We start from the raw sequence: 17159 nt of genomic DNA on the forward strand, positions 1-17159 counted from the left end.
ACACGCCCGGTTTCTCGACGCGCTCGCCGTCAAGCCCGGATTGTCGGCCGCGAATCAGATTGGATAACCGGAATTCCCTCGTTTCCGGGTCGGAAACGCGCGATTTCGGGTTCGAAGCGTCAATAACTATTTGACGCCTGCCGAATACGTACGCCTGTCATGGTGGGGGAAACCAACAGACGCGACGTACTGAAAGCGACCGGAGCGGCCGGACTCGCTGGACTGGTCGGATTCACCGGGACCGGACTCGGACAGGACCAGCGGCTCTCGTGGCACGCTGGCGGCACCGGCGGGACGTACTTCCCGCTGTCGAACGAGTTCAAGACGGTCATCGAGGAGGACACCGACTTCACGATACAGGTCCAGTCGACCGGCGCGAGCGTCGAGAACGTCGGGAGCCTCGCGCAGGGCGACGCCGACTTCGCGCTCATCCAGAACGACGTGGCCTTCTTCGCGTACAACGGCACGGGCATCGAGGACTTCGAGGGCAACGCCATCGAGAGCCTGCGCGGAGTCGCCACGCTCTATCCCGAGACGATACACATCGTGACGCGCCCCGACGCCGAAATCGAGTCCATCGAGGACCTCGACGGCGCGACCATCAACACGGGCGACCTCGGGAGCGGAACGCAGGTCAACGCGCTCCAGATACTCCAGTCGGTCGGCATCGAGGAGGGCGACTTCGACGAGCAGAACACCGGCTTCTCGCAGGCGGCCGACCAGCTCCGGGACGGCGACATCGACGCCGCGTTCGTCGTCGGCGGGTGGCCCCTCGGTGCCATCGAGGAGCTGGCGACCACCGCCGACATCTCCATCGTCGAGGTGTCGGGCGACTCCCGGGAGTCGATACTCGACGGCTCGGAGTGGTTCGCCGAGGACACGATTCCCGGCGGCACCTACGAGGGAATCGACGATGACGTGCCGACCGTCTCGGTCCAGGCGATGATCGCGACCCGCGAGGACCTCGACGAAGGCACGGTCGAGCAGGTCACGCAGGCCATCTTCGACAACCTCGACCAGCTCACCATCAAGACCGACTTCATCAGCGAGGACACCGCGTACGACGGGATGTCCATCCCGGTCCACCCCGGCGCGGAGGCCGTGTTCGGGCCGCTCGAAACCGAGACCGAGACGGAGACCGGGACCGCGACCGAGACGGCCACCGGAAACGAGACGGAGACGAACGAGACCGAGATGCCCGAGACGACCACCGAAGACTGACGTGATTCGACTCCCCCTCGTCGTCGGTGCCTGCCTGCTGGTCGCTTCAGCGACCGGTCCGCTGGCGGCGTCGGCGGTCGGCGTCGGCGCGCTCGGAGCCGAGGACGAGCCCTTCGAGACCGGCCCCGAATCGGGGTCGTGCGACGACCCCGATTCGGGAGCGTCCGGCGACCCCGATTCGGAAGCGTCCGGCGACCGACTGCTGGTGGTCGCCGACGCCGAGACCGACGAGCAGCTCCTCTCGGTCCCGGTCTCGGATGGGGCGACGGTCGCGCTGAACTACACCCACAGCGTCGAGAAGACGCCGGTTCTCGACGTGTACGAGGTCGACGGCACCGAACTGGAGATGGTGCGCATGGAGTTCGAGTCGTTCGGCGCGGGGCTGCCGTCGCGGGCCGACGTGAACCGCACCGACGAGGGACGCTACGCCTTCGACCCCGGAGGGAGCTACGAGAGCCTGACGGTCAAACCGGGCGAGGTCGCGGGCCACGAACTGATCGTCGCCGACCGGACCTGCGATCTGGTCGCGCTGTCGGACGCCCGCTCGGTGACCATCCGCGTCACGGACCGGTCGGCCACTACCAGCGAACCATCGAACTGATATGAGCGACGACGAACGAGCCGACGAGGCGGTCGTACCGGACGCCGACCAACAGGAACTCATCGAGCAGTTGGAACGAAGGCGGTCGCTACGGGGGACGTTCGCGGTCGCCGTCTCGATAGTCGCCATCGCGTTCTCGGCGTTCCAGATGTGGATCGCCGCCCGGGGGTTCGAGTTCGCGGCGACCGTCCCGCTGGTCGGCGAGGTCGAAATCGTGTCGCTCCAACTGCTTCAGGTCAACGCCATCCACGTCTCGTTCGCGCTCGTGCTGACGTTCCTGCTGTTTCCGCCGTCGACCGGCGACGGCTTCGTCTCCCGGCGACTCGCCCGCGTGGTCCCCGCGATGCGCGACCGGTTCGGTGGCGATAGCCCGGTGACCCGGGTCGGCGAGCGCGCTCGCGGCGCGGTCCGGTGGCTCGTCGTGGACCCCGACCGTCGGCGCGTGACTCCGATAGACTGGGTGTTCGTGCTGTTCGCCCTCCTCTCGGCGTCGTACATGATCACCGGGTTCGAGGAGATACGCCGGATGCGGGCGCTCGGGCTGAGCTTCGGTCGGAGCCTCCGCGAGGTGGTCCCGTTCCTGTGGCCGGTGTTCGACGCGCTCGCCGCGGTCGGAATCGGCATCGGCGACACCTCCTACGCGTTCGTCCTCGGGGCGGTCGGCGTCCTGCTCGTGCTGGAGGCGACCCGGCGCGCGCTCGGGGTCTACCTGATGGTCATCGTCGCGTCGTTCATCGTCTACGCGCGGTGGGGCTACCTCATCCCGTTGAACGCGCCGTACGTCGGCGTCCTCTCGATTCCGCCGCTGAGCTGGAACTCGGTCGTCCAGAACCTCTGGTACAACACCGAGAACGGCGTGTTCGGGATTCCCGTAACGGTGAGCGTCCGGTTCATCTACATCTTCATCCTGTTCGGCGCGTTCCTCGAGATGAGCGGGGCGGGCAAGTGGTTCATCGACCTCGCGTACTCCGCGACCGGCCAGCGAAAGGGCGGGCCCGCGAAGGCGAGCATCATCGCCAGCGGCTTCATGGGAACCATCAGCGGGTCGTCCATCGCCAACACCGTGACCACGGGGGCGTTCACGATTCCGCTGATGAAGCGGTCGGGGTACAGCCCCGAGTTCTCGGGCGCGGTCGAGGCCTCGGCGTCGTCGGGCGGTCAGATACTTCCGCCGGTGATGGGCGCGGCGGCGTTCCTCATCGTCGAGTACACGCTGACGCCGTTCCGGGACGTCATCATGGCCGCGGCCATCCCCGCCATCGTGTTCTTCTTCGGCGTCTGGGTGATGGTCCACCTCGAAGCCTCGAAGCGCAACATCGGGGGGCTCACGACCGAGGACATCGTGTCGTGGCGGCCCCACCTCATGCGCGGGTGGTTCTACCTCGTCCCGCTCGTCCTCCTGCTGTACTACCTCATCGTCGCCCGACTGTCGGTCGCTCGGTCGGCGTGGTTCACGCTGGTCGCCATCGCGGCGCTCATCGCGCTCGTCGCGGCCTACAACGACGAGACGCGCGTCCCGCTACTCGCGACCATCGTCGCCGTCTTCGCGGTCGAAACCGCGGCCTTCGCGGTGACCGGCGCGGGCATCGTGGACACGCTCACGGGCGGCGCGCCCGGGACCGGTCTCGCTCCGGCCGCGGCGGCGACCGCCGCGGCCGGAAAGCTCGGCTGGCTCACGCTCGCGGTCAGCATCGTGACGATGCTGGTTCGGCCCCGCGGCGACGCCCCGCTTCTGGACTTCGACTCGAAGGTCGACGACGCGGTGTCGGCCGCCGCCGACGCGGTTCGGCGGCCGCGACTCGCCGAGAACAAACCGTTCCAGTTCGGCGGGTTCGTCCTCAAGTCGATGGACTCGGGGGCCCGCACCGCGACCGCGGTCGTCATCGCGGTCGCGGCGGCGGGCATCATCCCGGGGGTCATCAGCGTGAGCGGTCTCGGGCCGAACCTGACCTCGCTCATCCGGACCGTGGCGGGCGGGTCCATCGTCGCCCTGCTCGTGCTGACCGCCGTCTCCTCTATCATCCTCGGGATGGGGATGCCGACCACAGTGACCTACATCATCCTCGTCTCGATGCTGGGTCCGGCAATCAGCGAGTTCGGCATCCCCATCCTCGCGGCCCACCTGTTCATCCTCTACTTCGGCGTCATCGCCGACATCACGCCGCCGGTCGCGGTCGCGGCCTACGCGGCGTCGGGTATCGCCCAGTCAGACCAGTTCGAGACGGGGGTGAAGGCGTTCTCGCTGTCGCTCAACAAGGCCATCGTTCCGTTCGCCTTCGTGCTGACACCGGGTATCCTCCTGCTCCGGGGCGTGGGCACGGGTCAGGAGGTCCGCGTCATCGGCCTCTCGGACGTGGCCGACCTCGGGTACTTCATCCCGGAAGTGCTGATTCCGGTCGTCGGCGTGTTCGTCGGGGTCGTGGCGCTCGGTGGGACGATAATCGGGTACTTCTACACCGACGTGAACGACCTCGGGCGAGCGGGGTTCGCGCTCGCCGCGCTCTTGCTGATGGCCCCGTTACTGGTGTTCAACGCGACCGTGACGGTCCTCTCGTTCGCTGGAATCACCCTGAACGTCCAACCCCTCGTCTTCGACCTCCTGCTTCGGGGGGTCGGTATCGTGCTGTTCGGCGCGCTCGTGTTCTGGAATCGGCGGCGCGGGGAGACCGAACGTGCCGCCGAGTCCGGCGCGACCGAGGCGGCCTGAGTCGGCCGCCTCGGTCGCTTGAATCCCGTCGACTTCGGGGGTTCGGATTCGCGACGGTCCCTCAGAACGCCCCGATTCCGACCCAACCCAGCCCCGCGAACAGCAGGTCGCCGTAGACCAGCGCGACCACCGTGCCGACGAACAGCGGAATGATGAACGGGATGCCCGGCGACACCCAGACCTCCTCCTCGTCGGCGAGCACGTCCAGTCCGTCACGGAGTTGCTCGGGGGTCGTTCCGTACGCGCCGTGGTCGATGTCGGCGAGGAACGCCGCCGCGCCCCACGGGTCGTCGAGGGGGTCGTCGGCGGATTCGGGGGGCGCGTCGGTCGGAGTGGTCTCCTCGCCGACCGCCGACGGCGCTCCCGCGCCGTCGGCTCGAACGTCGTCGACCGCACCGTCGCCCGGCGGATTCGGGTTCTCGGGGAGGCTGGCGGGGTCGCGCAGGCGGTCGGTCCGCTCGCGGAGGTCGGCCAGCGTCAGGCCGCGCCACCGGAGGTACATCCGGACCGCGTCGAGGTCCACGCCGTTTCGGGTCGTCCCCTCGGGCGTCTCCAGCAGGCGGCCGTGCTCGGTCGGAATCGCGTCCCACGGGACGGGCTTGCCGACGAACATCACCGACGAGAACCGCCCGGTCGCGGCGTTCCGAACGAGGACGGCGAGTGGGTACAGCGCGCCGACGAGGACGGTGTTCGTGAGGACGGTGAGCGAGAACACGCCGACGAGGGTCTGGTGGAGCGGGAACTCCCATCCGGCCACGACGTAACTCGGGAACGTCGGGAACAGGGCGGCCACCACGAGGAACGCCTTGGCGTCGGCTCCGCCGAACGCCCGGAACCACCAGAACGCGAGGACCAAGGGCGCGACGAAGCCGAGGCTGATGGCGGCCCGGAGAGCGAACGCGCGGGTCTCGAACGGGGTTCCGGTCCACGCCTGCCAGCCCTCCCACGCCAGCAGGACGACTGCGAGCGCCGCGAGCGGGTACCACGTCCGGTTGGGAATCCGGCGGGTCTTCGCGTCGCGCCACGCGGCCCACCCGAAGACCGGGACGACGAGCAGTCGAAGCAGGTCGGGGACGGTGGCGTCGATGGGGAGTGGGGACATCGGGACTTCGTTTCTCCGTGTGCGAGGTTAGTTTCGGCTTCCTATATAAATGTACGAGGAGGGGGGTACGCGGCGGGCGGATGTCGCGGAGTCCGAACGGACCGGCCGGGAAAGAGCCTCGGCTATCCGAGAGCGCTGGCGCAAAAAACCGGGGCGCAGATCGGTCTATATGACGCGGTTCTGGAGGTAGTCGAGGTGCTTGGCGTTGTAGACGATCTTGACCTCGTCGGTCGCCGCGCTACCGATGCAGGTCAGGCGGACGTTCTTCTCCTCGACCTCCTCGTCGCTGAGGATCTGCTGCATGTCCATGTCGATGTCGCCCTCCTTGACGATGGCGGCGCAGTTCGCACACGCACCGGCGCGGCACGAGAAGGGCCAGTCGTAGCCCTGCGCCTCGGCGGCCTCGAGGATGTACTCGCCCTCGGCCACTTCGAGCGTGCCGTAGTCCTCGTCGCCGAGGTCCGCGTCGGCGGCCTGCTCGAAGAGGTCGTCGTCGTCCATGTCCCAGCCCTGGTCGTCCAGCACTTCGTAGTTGAGGTATTCTACGGTTGGCATCACGCGGAGTTTCGACCGCGACATGGTTAGTAGTTATTGTTTCCAGTCGATACGCCGCGACGCTACTGATAAATCGGGAAGAACCGGAACAGCAGGAACGACGCGACCGCCGAGATGGAGGGCGTCAGAATCCAGAGCATGACCACTCGCGCGGTCGCCTCCGGGTCGAACAGGTCGGCGGCCTGGAGGTCCGCGGGGTCCTCCTCGCCGATCTTCCGGACCTCGTCGGCGGGTTCGGCGGCGAGCGCGTTCACGCTCACCTTCGGCTTCCCGGCGTCTGGCGTGTCCTCGTCTCCGTCTGCGGCGTCACCGGTGTCCGCCGTCTCGCTTCCCCGGACCGCGGCGGTCGCGGCGTCCGAGAGCCGGACCGTCCGGGTCGCCCGGCCCCAGCCGAGACCGACGATACACATCGTGGCGCTGACCGCGAGGCTGGCCGGAATCCCGAGGTACGATAGCAGTGTGATGAGCGACGCCGACACCACCTCGACGATGAGCGCCGCCAGCAGGGGGAGGTCGGTGAGGTCGTTGCCGACGGTGTCGAGGGTCCGCCGAGCGATGGTAAAGGCCCCGAGCGCGATGGCCCCGCCAGCGAGGAAGACGCCCTGATTCATCGTGATGGCGTCGCTCCCCACGAGGGGCGCGACCGCGTTGGCGACGTTGCTCGCGCCCGCCGAGAACGCCATGTAACAGCCGATCACCACCACGAGGACGCTACTCACGAGCTCGCGCCGGGAGGTGTCGGCCGCGGGGACCGGATAGGGAATCGACGCCACCCGGCCGTACTCGAACAGGGGACCCTCCGACCGGTCGATGCGGAACCACACGTCGAGGTACGGGTAGACGTACCGGCCGACGACCGCACACACCCAGAACGCGACGATGGGCGCGACGAGCCACCACGAGACGATGCGGCCCATCACGCCCCAGTCGATGTTCCCGGCCGCGACGCCCAACCCGGCGATTGCCCCGACGGCGGTCATCGAGGTGGAGGCGGGCACGCCGAACAGGTTCGAGACGAGCAGGGCGAGTCCCACGAAGAAGAGGACCCCGACGCTCGCGGGCAGGGTGAAAAGCGACGAGGGGACGATCTGCCCTCCCATCGTGGCGACGACGTTCCGACCGACGGTCCATCCGCCGAGCAACGCGAACGCGGCCATCAGTGCGCCCGCACCCGTTTTCGAGACGACGCGACTGCCGACCGCGGGGCCGAAGGCGACGCCGGTAGAGGACCCGCCGATGTTGAACCCGACGAAGACCGCGACGCCGAGACCGACGAGTAGCAGGAGGCTGATCACGGGTACACGATTACGAGGAGGCGGCTAAGTCGTGTCGGTTCCCGTACTCGCGAGGTCGGCAGTGGCCTACACCGGAACGTACCGGAAGACGAGGTACGCCACGACGGTCGCGACCGCGGGAACGACGTTCTGGAGGACGACGACCCGCGCGGTCGTGGCTGGCTGGTAGAGTTCGGCCGCGGAGGGCGACCCGTCGGTGGCGACGGGCGCGTCGGCGCTCTCGGCCGGGACGCCCACACTGGAGGCCGGGACTCGCGGGGTGTCCGGGACGCTCGCGGCGACGGTCGCCCGACCCCAGCCGAGACCGACCACGCTCATCGTGGCGATGACGACGAAGCTCGCGGGAACGCCCAGCGCCGACAGCACCGTGACGATGGACGCGCTCACGACCGCGACCACGAGCGCGGCCACCAGCGGAAGGTCGGTGAGGTCGTTGCCGACGGTGTCGAGGGTCCGCCGGGCGATGGTGAACGCTCCGAGCGCGGTGGCCCCGGCCGCCAGCAGGATGCCCTGATTCATCGTGAGCGCACCGTTCCCGACGAGGGGCGCGACCGCGTTGGCGACGTTGCTCGCGCCCGCCGAGAACGCCATGTAACACCCGATGAGTATCACGAGGAGGGTGCCCACGAACTCCCGGGGCGTGGTGTTCTCGCCGAGTCGGGGTCGCGGAATCCCGCCCGACGAGTCGAGGGTCACCAGCGCGCCCTCGCTGCGATGGATGGCCATCTTCTCGACCAGCGCGTCGTACCAGTACCGGCCGACGACCGCGCTGACCCAGAAGCCGATGACCGGCGCGACGAGCCACCAGCCGACGATTTCGACGACCGCGTCCACCCGAAGCCGCCCGATGGCGAGGCCCAGCCCCACGATTGCCCCGACGGCGGTCATCGAGGTGGAGGCGGGCACGCCGAAGACGTTCCCGGCGAACAGCGCGAGACCGATGAACAGCAGGACGACGATGCTCACCCGCATGGTGAACGGGTCGCCCTGAATGAGTCCGCCCCCGAGGGTGTCGACCACGCGCCGACCGAGGGTCCACCCGCCCAGCAGGAACGAGACGCTCATGAGTCCGGCCGCGCCGACCTTCGAGACCGCTCCGCTCCCCACTGCCGGGCCGAAGGCGACGCCGGTGTTCGACCCGCCGATGTTGAATCCGACGAAGACCGCGACGAGGAGACCGACGACTAACAGGAGACTCACGGTTCGTACATGGCGCGTGAGGATTTAAATTGTGGCGATTCGCCGAGGTCACGTCGCGCGATTCCCCTCGCGGAACCGCGTTCGTCGCGGGGCCGACGGCCCGAGGCCGTCGGCCCCGCGATGGCCCCGAAACCGAGTGCTGGCAAATGGCGCAGGCGAAGAAAGGGTTATCCGGACCGCGAGAGTCTGGGTACTCATGAAGGTCCTCGTAACGGACCCCATCGCCGACGCGGGATTGGACCGGCTTCGAGACGCGGGTCACGAGGTCGAAACCGCCTACGACGTGGAGGGCGACGCGCTCCTCTCGGCGGTCTCCGACGCGAACGCGCTGGTGGTCCGGTCCGGAACCGAAGTCACCGAGGCGGTCTTCGAGGCCGCCCCGGAGCTCGTCATCGTGGGTCGCGCCGGTATCGGCGTCGACAACATCGACATCGAATCGGCGACCGAACACGGCGTCATCGTCGCCAACGCGCCCGAGGGCAACGTCCGCGCCGCCGCCGAACACACCGTCGCGATGGCGTTCGCCAGCGCGCGCTCGATTCCGCAGGCTCACGCCCGACTCCGCGACGGCGAGTGGGCCAAGGGCGAATACCTCGGGACCGAGGTCAACGGCAAGACGCTCGTCGTCGTCGGTCTCGGTCGCGTGGGCCAAGAGGTCGCCAAGAAGCTCGACTCGCTCGGGATGGACCTCGTCGCCTACGACCCCTACATCAGCGAGGACCGCGCCGCCCAGTTGGGCGCGGAACTGGTCGAACTCGACGAGTGTCTCGACCGCGCCGACTTCCTGACGGTCCACACGCCGCTGACCCCCGAGACCGAGGGCCTCATCTCCGAGGAGGAGCTCGCCCAGATGGAGGGCGGCTACCTCGTCAACTGCGCCCGCGGCGGCGTCGTGGACGAGGCCGCCCTCGCTGAAGCAGTCGAGGACGGCGTGCTTGCCGGGGCGGCGGTGGACGTGTTCGCCGACGAACCCGTCTCGCCCGACAACCCCCTGCTCGACGTCGAGGACGTGGTGGTCACGCCCCACCTCGGCGCGAGCACCGAGGCGGCACAGGAGAACGTCGCCACCAGCACCGCCGACCAGATCGTGGCGGCGTTCGCCGAGGAGCCGGTGGTCAACGCCCTGAACGCGCCCTCCATCGACGAGAGCGCGTTCCCCCGCGTCGAACCCTACATCGGTCTCGCCGAGACCGCCGGGAAGATCGCCACGCAACTGCTCGACCAGCGCATCGAGTCCATCGAGGTCCACTACGAGGGCGACATCGCCGAGGAGGACGTGGACCTCGTGACCGCGAGCGCCCAGAAGGGGGTGTTCCAGCCGCTCGAATGGCAGGTCAACGCGGTCAACGCCCCCCAGATCGCCGACGAGCGCGGCGTCGAAGTGACCGAATCGAAGACCCGACAGACCGAGGACTTCCAGAGCCTCGTCCGGGTGACGGTCGCTGGCGACGACGAGTCGGTCAGCGTCGAGGGCACGCTGTTCACGGGCGGCGAGCCCAGAATCGTCCGGGTGGACGATTACCGCGTCGACGCCATCCCCCGCGGTCACATGCTCGTGGCCCGCAACGAGGACGCGCCCGGCGTCATCGGCTTCATCGGCACCGTGCTCGGGGACCACGACATTAACATCGCGGGGATGTTCAACGCCCGCGAGGCTCACGGCGGCGAGGCGCTGACCGTCTACACGCTCGACGAGCAGGTGCCCGACGAGGCCAAGGAGGCGCTGGAGGCCGACGGGCGAATCATCGAAGTGCGGTACATCGAACTGAACGGGACGGAGTAGACGGACGGTTTCACGCCCTGTTTCTCGCGCACCACGATTCGAAACTCTGCTCGAACTCGGTGAACAGGTTCCGGTGGAAATCGCCGATGTACGGAAGCGGATACCGCTGGTCCTCGTCGGGGGCGTGTGCCAAGTAGTCGCCCGCCTCGTCGAGACTTCCTTCCGGAGTCGCTTCGAAGTCCCGCTTTTCGAAATACAGGTGATAGTAACGGAACCCGTCTCGTGTCGATTCGGACTCTACCGACAGACACCAGTAGTCCCCGTGTTGGAAGTCGTTTCGAAGCCCCCAGAGGAACGCGAGTCTGCGGGCGTACTCCGGCACTCCGACCTCGCTTCGGTCGGGTAAGAACGAACGTTTGGTGACCTCGCGGTCGAGCCGTTTCGTCAAGATATCTCGTATCTGCTCGTTGTACGAGTAGAGCGACGAGACGTAATTGTGGACGAGACGATACACTTCGTTTGCGACGTCGGATTCATCCGCGTCCGCATCGACCTTTACGAGGCCAGTCGTCGTAATATCATCGCAAGCCCGTGCGAGAGCGTCGAAATTACCGTGCACGATGTACGCGGACGACCGTGCCCGCTTGATGTCGCGGTCCGTCACTGGGTACGTCGGCCCACTCCGGTCCCGAAGTAACTGATCGACTGTGTTCGTCGAACCGTCGGTCCCCATGAAATGCGACAGCTACCCGTTGGTTCTTCCGACTCTCTCGGCGGCCGCTTCCCGGTCCTTCCGGAGTTGCTCTTCCGTCTGCCCCGTCGTCTCGGCGAGGTCTTCGACCGTCGGTACGTGGTCCAATGCCATCTCCGTTCGGTTCAACATTGCAACAGACTGCAGTTATAGCTTTCGTCCCGGTCGACGCTTCGAATCGGAGAGTCGCCGCCCGCCACAACCGCCGCTTATTAGTGCGACCGCTCTCCAACCCTCGCACATGAGACACCTCGGCCTGAAGGCACGAATGGCGGTCGTCGGGTCGATACTGTTCGCGTTCTACGCCGTCGCGGCGGTCGTCGCGATGGGCGCGTTCGGATTCCCGCTCCCGCTCGTCGCACTCGGGAGCGTCGCGTTCGTCGGCGTCCAGTACAAGGTCGGCAAGTGGGCCGCGCTCCGGAGCGTCGGCGCGCAGGACATGCCCGAGGACCGATACCCGGAGGTCCATCGGCGCGTCGAATCGCTCTCGGAGTCGATGGGCATCGACAAGCCCCGGCTGATGGTCGCCAGCATGGGCGTGCCCAACGCCTTCGCGGTCGGTCGCAAGGGCGCGGGCACCGTGGTCGTCTCGGAGGAACTCCTCCGACTGCTCGACCCCGACGAGGTCGAGGGCGTCCTCGCCCACGAACTCGCCCATATCCGCAACCGCGACGTGGTGATGATGGTGCTCGGACAGGGGGTCGCCTCCATCGTCGCCATCGTCGCCCAGTGGGCGGTCCTGCTGACCGGCGACAACGACCTCGCCGACTTCTTCCTCGCTCTCGTCGTCGGCCAGATAACCCAGATGCTCGTGATGGTGTTCGTGTTCGCCATCTCGCGGTACCGCGAGTACGTCGCCGACCGCGACGCCGCCGAGCAGGTCGGCGGCGAACCCCTCGCCCACGCCCTCGAAAAGATAAGCCGGGGGAGTGAACGCGCGGCGCGAAGCGCCGCGACCAACGAGCGGCGGAGCCGCGAGCGCGCCCGCGACTCCGAGATCGACTCGGAGGTCAGCGCGCTGTGCATCTTCGGCGAGGGCGGCGGCCTCGCGCGACTGTTCGCCAGCCACCCGCCGGTCGAGAAGCGCATCGAGCGCCTCCGTAACTGATGGACCTCCGAACCCTGCTGGCGGCCGTCCTCGGCGTGGGCCTCGGCCTGTTCTTCGTGGCGTATCCCGGCGTCGTGATTCGAGTCCACTCCGCGGGTCGGACGCCGACCGGCCGCGACGGCGAGTACGGCGACGAGGCGACGCCAGCGCGCTGGCGTCGCCTCGTCCGTCTCGTCGGGGTCGGACTCGCACTCGCGGGTCTCTACTTCGCGTCGACCCTGCTCGGATAGCGACTCGGATAGCGATTCGCCTCGCGGGTAGGCCGGTCGCCGGACGCCCGCGGGCGTCCGGCGACCGGCCTACTCGCCGAGGTGTTCCAGCACGCCGTCGGTGTCGGCCGGGACCGGCTCGGGCTCCGCTCCCGCGGCGGCCGCGGCGTCGGGGTCCTTCAGCAGGTGGCCGGTCGTCAGGCAGACGACCTGCTCGTCGGCCGATATCTCGCCTGACTCGCGGAGCTTCCGGAGTCCCGCGACCGAGGCGGCGCTCGCGGGCTCGACGCCGACGCCGTCGCGCGCCAGCGCGCGCTGGGCGTCGGTTATCTCCTCGTCCGACACCGCGACCGCGGTGCCGTCGGTCTCCCGGATACCGGGCAGGGCCTTCGGCGCGTTGACGGGGTTGCCGATGCGGATGGCGGTCGCGCGGGTCTCGACCGACTCCCAGCGTCGGACCTCGTCCCACCCGTTCTCGACGGCCTCGACCATCGGGGCCGCGCCCTCGGCCTGCACGCCGGTCAGGGCTGGCACCTCTTCGGGTGCGAGTTCCCCGGCGGCGACCAGTTCGCGGAACGCCTTGAACAGCGCCGCGGTGTTGCCCGCGTTGCCGACCGGCAGGACGATGCGGTCGGGGAGGTCGCCGGTCTGGTCGCGGAACTGCTCGACGATTTCGAGGCCGATGGTCTTCTGGCCCTCCAGTCGGAAGGGGTTGAGGGAGTTGAGGAGGTAGGCCTCCCCGCGGTCGGCGAGGTCCGAGACGATGTCGAGGCAGGCGTCGAAGTTGCCGTCGACTTCGAGGATGCGCGCGCCGTGGAGGCTGGCCTGCGCGACCTTGCCCGCCGCGACCTTCCCGGCGGGCAGGAGGACGAGGACCTCGGTGTCGGCCCGCGCGCCGTAGCACGCCAGCGCGGCGCTGGTGTTGCCCGTCGAGGCGCACGCGAGTCGGTCGACGCCGAGTCGCTCGGCGACCTTCACCCCGACCGTCATCCCGCGGTCCTTGAAGCTCCCCGTGGGGTTCATCCCCTCGTGTTTGACCCGGAGGTCGGCGACGCCCGTCTCGTCCTCGATGGTCGGCACCTCGTAGAGGGGAGTGTCGCCCTCGTCGATGCTCACGCCCGAGTCGAACGGGAGCGCGTCGGCGTATCGCCAGACCCCTCGGCGTCCCTGCTCACCCCGCGCCTCGAAGTCCTCGAAGGTCGGGAGGTCTCCGTACCGGACTTCGAGGAGGCCGCCGCACGACTCGCAGGTGTAGCGGACCGCCTCGAACGGCGGATACCGGTCTCCGCACTCGATGCAGGTCAGCCAGACGCCGTCGTCTGCTCGGTCGGGCGGCGACTCGGCTCCGGCGTCGGCCAGCGTTAGCGTCATTGGGGGAACCCAGGGGATAGAGTGGCAAAAAGGGGCGGGTCGCCGACGGATTTGCCACTGCTCGGTCGTCGCTCTCACCGACCGGTCGACGACACCGATGCAACTGGTCCCGGGACTTCTCGGCCGTTTCGTTCGAAAGAATAGCGAGTCGGCGGTCGTCTCTCACTTGTTCGGCGACGTTAGAAGCACATGTCGTCGCAAACACACTGCGTGCTGACGTCACCGATGCTCATGCACTCGCCAGCGAGCGCACCGGTGCTACCGGCGACGAGCAGGAATGCTGACAGTACGACTAGGAGCAGACCGATCCTGACACTTCGTTTCATGTCCAGTAGTAACAAATAACGCATACTATTTAAGATTAATTATTGGCGAGTGGAGAGTATATTGTCTCGGGCGCAGCTACGGCTCTCCCGGCGATTCGGTCGGGCGGGGAACCCCGACCCGGGATTCAGGCCGCGAGCAACCGTTCGACCTCGGTCTCGCGGTCGAACGCGTCCCGGAGGTGGGCGTCGATCTCCGAAACGGCCTCCCACGCGCGTTCGACTCTCGGCTCGGCGACGTTCGTGAAGAACGAGTGGATCATGTCGTCGTAGTTGGTGTGTTCGACCGCCACCCCGTGGTCGGCGAGTCGCTCGGCGTACGCGATTCCCTCCTCCTGTAGCGGATCGAAGGTGGCCGTGAGGACCGTCGCGGGCGGAAGCCCGCTGAGGTCTCTGGCACGCAACGGCGAGGCGTACGGGCTCATTCCGTCGATGTCCCGCTCCAGATAGTGTTCCCACGACCACCGCAGGTCGGGCTCGGTGATGAAGTATCCCGCGTCGTCGTCGCCCCCGTCGGCGAACTCGTAGGAGAAGGTGGTCGTCGGATACACCAGCACCTGATAGTCGATGTCGGGCCCGCCCTTGTCGCGCGCGAGCAGCGACACCGCCGCCGCGAGGTTGCCCCCGGCGCTGTCCCCGCCGACGATGAGTCTGTCCGAGTCGGCACCGAGTATCTCGGTCCGAGTCGCCGCCCACTCGACGGTGGCGTAGCAGTCGCGGAGACCCGCCGGGAACGGGTGTTCGGGCGCGAGCCGGTAGTCGGGCGAGACGACGATGCAGTCCAGTTCGTCGGCGAGGACCCGGCAGACGGGGTCGTAGGACTCGACGTCGCCGAGGAGGAACCCGCCGCCGTGCATCCAGACCAGCACCGGAAACGGCCCGGGTCCGTCCGGGGTGTAGACCCGTATCGGAACGCTACCGTCCGGCCCGGGAACCACGCTGTCCTGCACGTCGGCCAGCGACGCGGGCGGTCGCTCGACCGAGAGGTAGTCGGCGTACCCCGCGCGGGCCTCCTCGACCGAGAGGGTGTGTAGCGGGGGTACGTCCGAAACTATCGCTTCCATGTCGGGGTGTGGCTCTGACATATTCTGCGGGATGGAAATATATTATATAAAAGTATCTTTATGGTTTTAGGACTGAAACTCGGAAAATTAGGGATTAGAGCTGTCTAGCGGCGTCCCCATGATAAACAATACCTCAGCTGAAAACACAGCTCGAACAAAATACGTTGTAACTGGTCTGTGATAAATGGTACCTCGACTGAAAACGGCATTCGGGTTCGATTTCGGTCGGCGCGCGCGGTCGAACGACCGCGCGCGCCGGTCGCTCTCGGCTGTCGGCCGCGCCCCATCGCGTCGGGGAACCGGTCCCGGACTCGACCGTTCGCATCCGCGGCCTGCCCCACTCGGCGGCCTCGGCGCTCGCCCGCGTCGAGTCTTCGGGTCGGTCGGGGAGGTCGCCCCGGACCGCGGTCGCGGCGCGCTCGCCCGGGGTCGCGTTCGTCCACCGTCCGGCCGAGCATCGTCACCGGCGAGCCCGAATCGTGCCAGACCGTGTCACCCCTGCGTTTCGCTTGGAGATGGCTATCAAAAGCGCCCGGTCGGTCCTGTCGGAGCGCCGTCCCGTTTCTCCCGTGCCCGGAATCGGCGTCCCCTCGGCGTTCGGTTACGCCCCCGAAAAAGACACTAACAGCGCCTGTCCTGTCTGTTTTCGACGGGAGAGTATATCTCCTCTGGCGGCGTCTCGGACCGTATGGCTCAAACGACCGCCGAGACGATAGTCGGTGAAGAGACCGTACGAAACACCTGGACGAGCGCCGTCCTCGGGGGCGTCTCCGGGGGATTGGCTTTCGGCGTCCTGCTCCAGACCATGGGGATGATGCCAGCCATCGCGTCGCTCTACGGCGCGGAGAGCGCGGCGGTCGGCTGGGTCGCCCACCTGTTCCACAGTGTCATGTTCGGACTGGTGTTCGCGGCCGTCGTGGTTCGAACCGACTACCGCGACGCCGACCTGCGAACGACCGCGGTCCTCGGGGCGGGGTACGGCGTCGCCCTCTGGGCCGTCGCCGCCGCGGTCGTGATGCCCCTCTGGATGGGCGCGATGGGTCTCGACGCGCCCGCGATTCCGAACCTCGACGTCGCCAGTCTCGCGGGCCACCTCGTCTACGGACTCGTCCTCGGCGCGGTGTTCGTGACGCTCCGACGCCGATGAAGCCTTTTTCCGGAGGAACACATCGACGGCGCGACCGCTACGTCGCTGGCTCGGTTCTGATTCCCTCGATTTCCACCGAGACGGGGACATCCTCGAAGTCGTCGTCGGCCCCCACGAGAAGCGTTGCACCACGTTCGGCCGCGAGTGCGACTGCGAACGCGTCACCGAGCGCGATTCCGCCCTGCATCTTCACTGCCGCCGCAGTTTCCCACGAGTCGGTCGGGGAGACGAGTTCGATTCCGCCGTCGACGAAGTTGCGAACCTGACGGCGACCGAGTTCGAGGTCGTCGTCGCTCGGCCGGTCCTCGGCGTGTATCCACGCCGTCTTGTACGCGATTTCGGTCGCGGTCACTTCGCTCATCATCGCGTCGGTCTCCCCGTCGTACACCTCCCCGAGGATGCGTTCCACGCGGTCTGACCCCGGTTCGTCGTAGAGATAGGCGACGAGCGGTTCGGCGTCGAACGCGAACGACTCGCTCATCGATCCTCGTCCACGAGGGCGTCGAGGTCGTTTCGCTCGCCTTCCTTCTCCCTCGCTCGAAGTCGGTCTAACTCCGACCAGACGGCCCCCGACTCGTCGGTCTCGTCGGCGAGCGACCCCCGGAGGTCGGTCGGATGCGGTACCGGTTCGACGACGATTTCCCCGTCATTGGTCTCGCGGAACCGGACGCGACCGGGCGCGTCGATGTCGAACTTCTCCCGGAGGAACTTCGGGATGGTCGTCTGTCCCTTCTTCGAGACTCGAACGACCGCCCCGCCGTCGGTCTTACTTCTCATAGAGT

The 17159-nt window shown here is 67.6% G+C and carries 18 protein-coding genes; 7 read left to right on the plus strand and 11 right to left on the minus strand.

Annotated features, from left to right (window positions below; translation table 11 throughout):
• Nucleotides 1-159: 159 nt before the first annotated feature.
• The 3 genes from NGM10_RS08905 to NGM10_RS08915 all read left to right on the plus strand — a co-directional run bounded on the left by NGM10_RS08905 (nucleotide 160) and on the right by NGM10_RS08915 (nucleotide 4529).
• A complete protein-coding gene (locus NGM10_RS08905; RefSeq protein ID WP_253477442.1) occupies nucleotides 160-1221 on the plus strand; it encodes a TAXI family TRAP transporter solute-binding subunit in 1062 nt (353 codons plus the stop codon).
• A 199-nt stretch (nucleotides 1222-1420) separates the two neighbouring features.
• Nucleotides 1421-1822, plus strand: a complete 402-nt coding sequence (locus NGM10_RS08910) for a DUF1850 domain-containing protein (protein WP_368408661.1) — start codon at nucleotides 1421-1423, stop codon at nucleotides 1820-1822.
• Nucleotide 1823: 1 nt separating this feature from the next.
• Entirely contained in the window at nucleotides 1824-4529 is a 2706-nt protein-coding gene (locus NGM10_RS08915; RefSeq protein WP_253477448.1) for a TRAP transporter permease, read from the plus strand.
• 61 nt (nucleotides 4530-4590) lie between these two features.
• Here the strand turns inward: NGM10_RS08915 and NGM10_RS08920 are convergent, their stop codons facing one another.
• From NGM10_RS08920 to NGM10_RS08935, 4 genes are all read right to left on the minus strand, one after another.
• On the minus strand, nucleotides 4591-5631 hold the full coding sequence (locus NGM10_RS08920) for an A24 family peptidase (protein ID WP_368408620.1): 1041 nt from the start codon (nucleotides 5629-5631) through the stop codon (nucleotides 4591-4593).
• 165 nt (nucleotides 5632-5796) lie between these two features.
• A complete protein-coding gene (gene fer, locus NGM10_RS08925; protein ID WP_253477451.1) occupies nucleotides 5797-6186 on the minus strand; it encodes a ferredoxin Fer in 390 nt (129 codons plus the stop codon).
• A gap of 62 nt (nucleotides 6187-6248) precedes the next feature.
• Complete coding sequence (locus NGM10_RS08930; protein ID WP_253477454.1) at nucleotides 6249-7481, minus strand: inorganic phosphate transporter; 1233 nt, start codon at nucleotides 7479-7481, stop codon at nucleotides 6249-6251.
• A 66-nt stretch (nucleotides 7482-7547) separates the two neighbouring features.
• Nucleotides 7548-8681: an inorganic phosphate transporter gene (locus tag NGM10_RS08935; RefSeq protein WP_253477457.1), complete on the minus strand. Its 1134-nt coding sequence runs from the start codon at nucleotides 8679-8681 to the stop codon at nucleotides 7548-7550.
• Between the two features lie 196 nt (nucleotides 8682-8877).
• Here NGM10_RS08935 and serA point away from each other — a divergent pair, with 196 nt between their 5' ends.
• Nucleotides 8878-10464, plus strand: a complete 1587-nt coding sequence (gene serA, locus NGM10_RS08940) for a phosphoglycerate dehydrogenase (RefSeq protein WP_253477460.1) — start codon at nucleotides 8878-8880, stop codon at nucleotides 10462-10464.
• Between the two features lie 10 nt (nucleotides 10465-10474).
• Here the strand turns inward: serA and NGM10_RS08945 are convergent, their stop codons facing one another.
• Nucleotides 10475-11068, minus strand: a complete 594-nt coding sequence (locus NGM10_RS08945) for a hypothetical protein (protein ID WP_253477462.1) — start codon at nucleotides 11066-11068, stop codon at nucleotides 10475-10477.
• Nucleotides 11069-11149: 81 nt separating this feature from the next.
• Entirely contained in the window at nucleotides 11150-11287 is a 138-nt protein-coding gene (locus NGM10_RS08950; protein WP_253477464.1) for a hypothetical protein, read from the minus strand.
• A gap of 109 nt (nucleotides 11288-11396) precedes the next feature.
• Here NGM10_RS08950 and NGM10_RS08955 point away from each other — a divergent pair, with 109 nt between their 5' ends.
• Nucleotides 11397-12263 carry a M48 family metallopeptidase gene (locus tag NGM10_RS08955; RefSeq protein WP_253477466.1) on the plus strand — a complete coding sequence of 289 codons (867 nt, stop codon included), beginning with the start codon at nucleotides 11397-11399 and terminating at the stop codon, nucleotides 12261-12263.
• The gene (locus tag NGM10_RS08960; protein ID WP_253477468.1) at nucleotides 12263-12493 is read left to right on the plus strand and encodes a DUF6199 family natural product biosynthesis protein; all 231 of its coding nucleotides are present in this window, start codon (nucleotides 12263-12265) and stop codon (nucleotides 12491-12493) included. The genes NGM10_RS08955 and NGM10_RS08960 overlap by 1 nt, the downstream gene beginning before the upstream one ends.
• A gap of 69 nt (nucleotides 12494-12562) precedes the next feature.
• Here the strand turns inward: NGM10_RS08960 and thrC are convergent, their stop codons facing one another.
• The 3 genes from thrC to lipP1 form a co-directional block, all read right to left on the minus strand.
• Nucleotides 12563-13843, minus strand: coding sequence for a threonine synthase (gene thrC / locus NGM10_RS08965; RefSeq protein WP_253477470.1), 1281 nt, complete (start codon nucleotides 13841-13843; stop codon nucleotides 12563-12565).
• 179 nt (nucleotides 13844-14022) lie between these two features.
• Nucleotides 14023-14169 carry a hypothetical protein gene (locus NGM10_RS08970; RefSeq protein ID WP_253477472.1) on the minus strand — a complete coding sequence of 49 codons (147 nt, stop codon included), beginning with the start codon at nucleotides 14167-14169 and terminating at the stop codon, nucleotides 14023-14025.
• Nucleotides 14170-14294: 125 nt separating this feature from the next.
• Entirely contained in the window at nucleotides 14295-15251 is a 957-nt protein-coding gene (gene lipP1, locus NGM10_RS08975) for a LipP1 family hormone-sensitive lipase (protein WP_253477476.1), read from the minus strand.
• Between the two features lie 667 nt (nucleotides 15252-15918).
• Between lipP1 and NGM10_RS08980 the strand changes: the two genes are divergently transcribed.
• Nucleotides 15919-16377, plus strand: a complete 459-nt coding sequence (locus tag NGM10_RS08980; protein WP_253477480.1) for a hypothetical protein — start codon at nucleotides 15919-15921, stop codon at nucleotides 16375-16377.
• Nucleotides 16378-16414: 37 nt separating this feature from the next.
• On the opposite strand, the gene NGM10_RS08985 is transcribed toward NGM10_RS08980, so the two are convergent.
• Nucleotides 16415-16858 carry a PIN domain-containing protein gene (locus tag NGM10_RS08985; RefSeq protein WP_253477483.1) on the minus strand — a complete coding sequence of 148 codons (444 nt, stop codon included), beginning with the start codon at nucleotides 16856-16858 and terminating at the stop codon, nucleotides 16415-16417.
• Nucleotides 16855-17154: an AbrB/MazE/SpoVT family DNA-binding domain-containing protein gene (locus NGM10_RS08990; protein WP_253477487.1), complete on the minus strand. Its 300-nt coding sequence runs from the start codon at nucleotides 17152-17154 to the stop codon at nucleotides 16855-16857. The genes NGM10_RS08985 and NGM10_RS08990 overlap by 4 nt, the downstream gene beginning before the upstream one ends.
• Nucleotides 17155-17159: the final 5 nt, after the last annotated feature.

Origin of the sequence: Halorussus salilacus (assembly GCF_024138125.1) — an archaeon.
Lineage (GTDB): Archaea > Halobacteriota > Halobacteria > Halobacteriales > Haladaptataceae > Halorussus > Halorussus salilacus.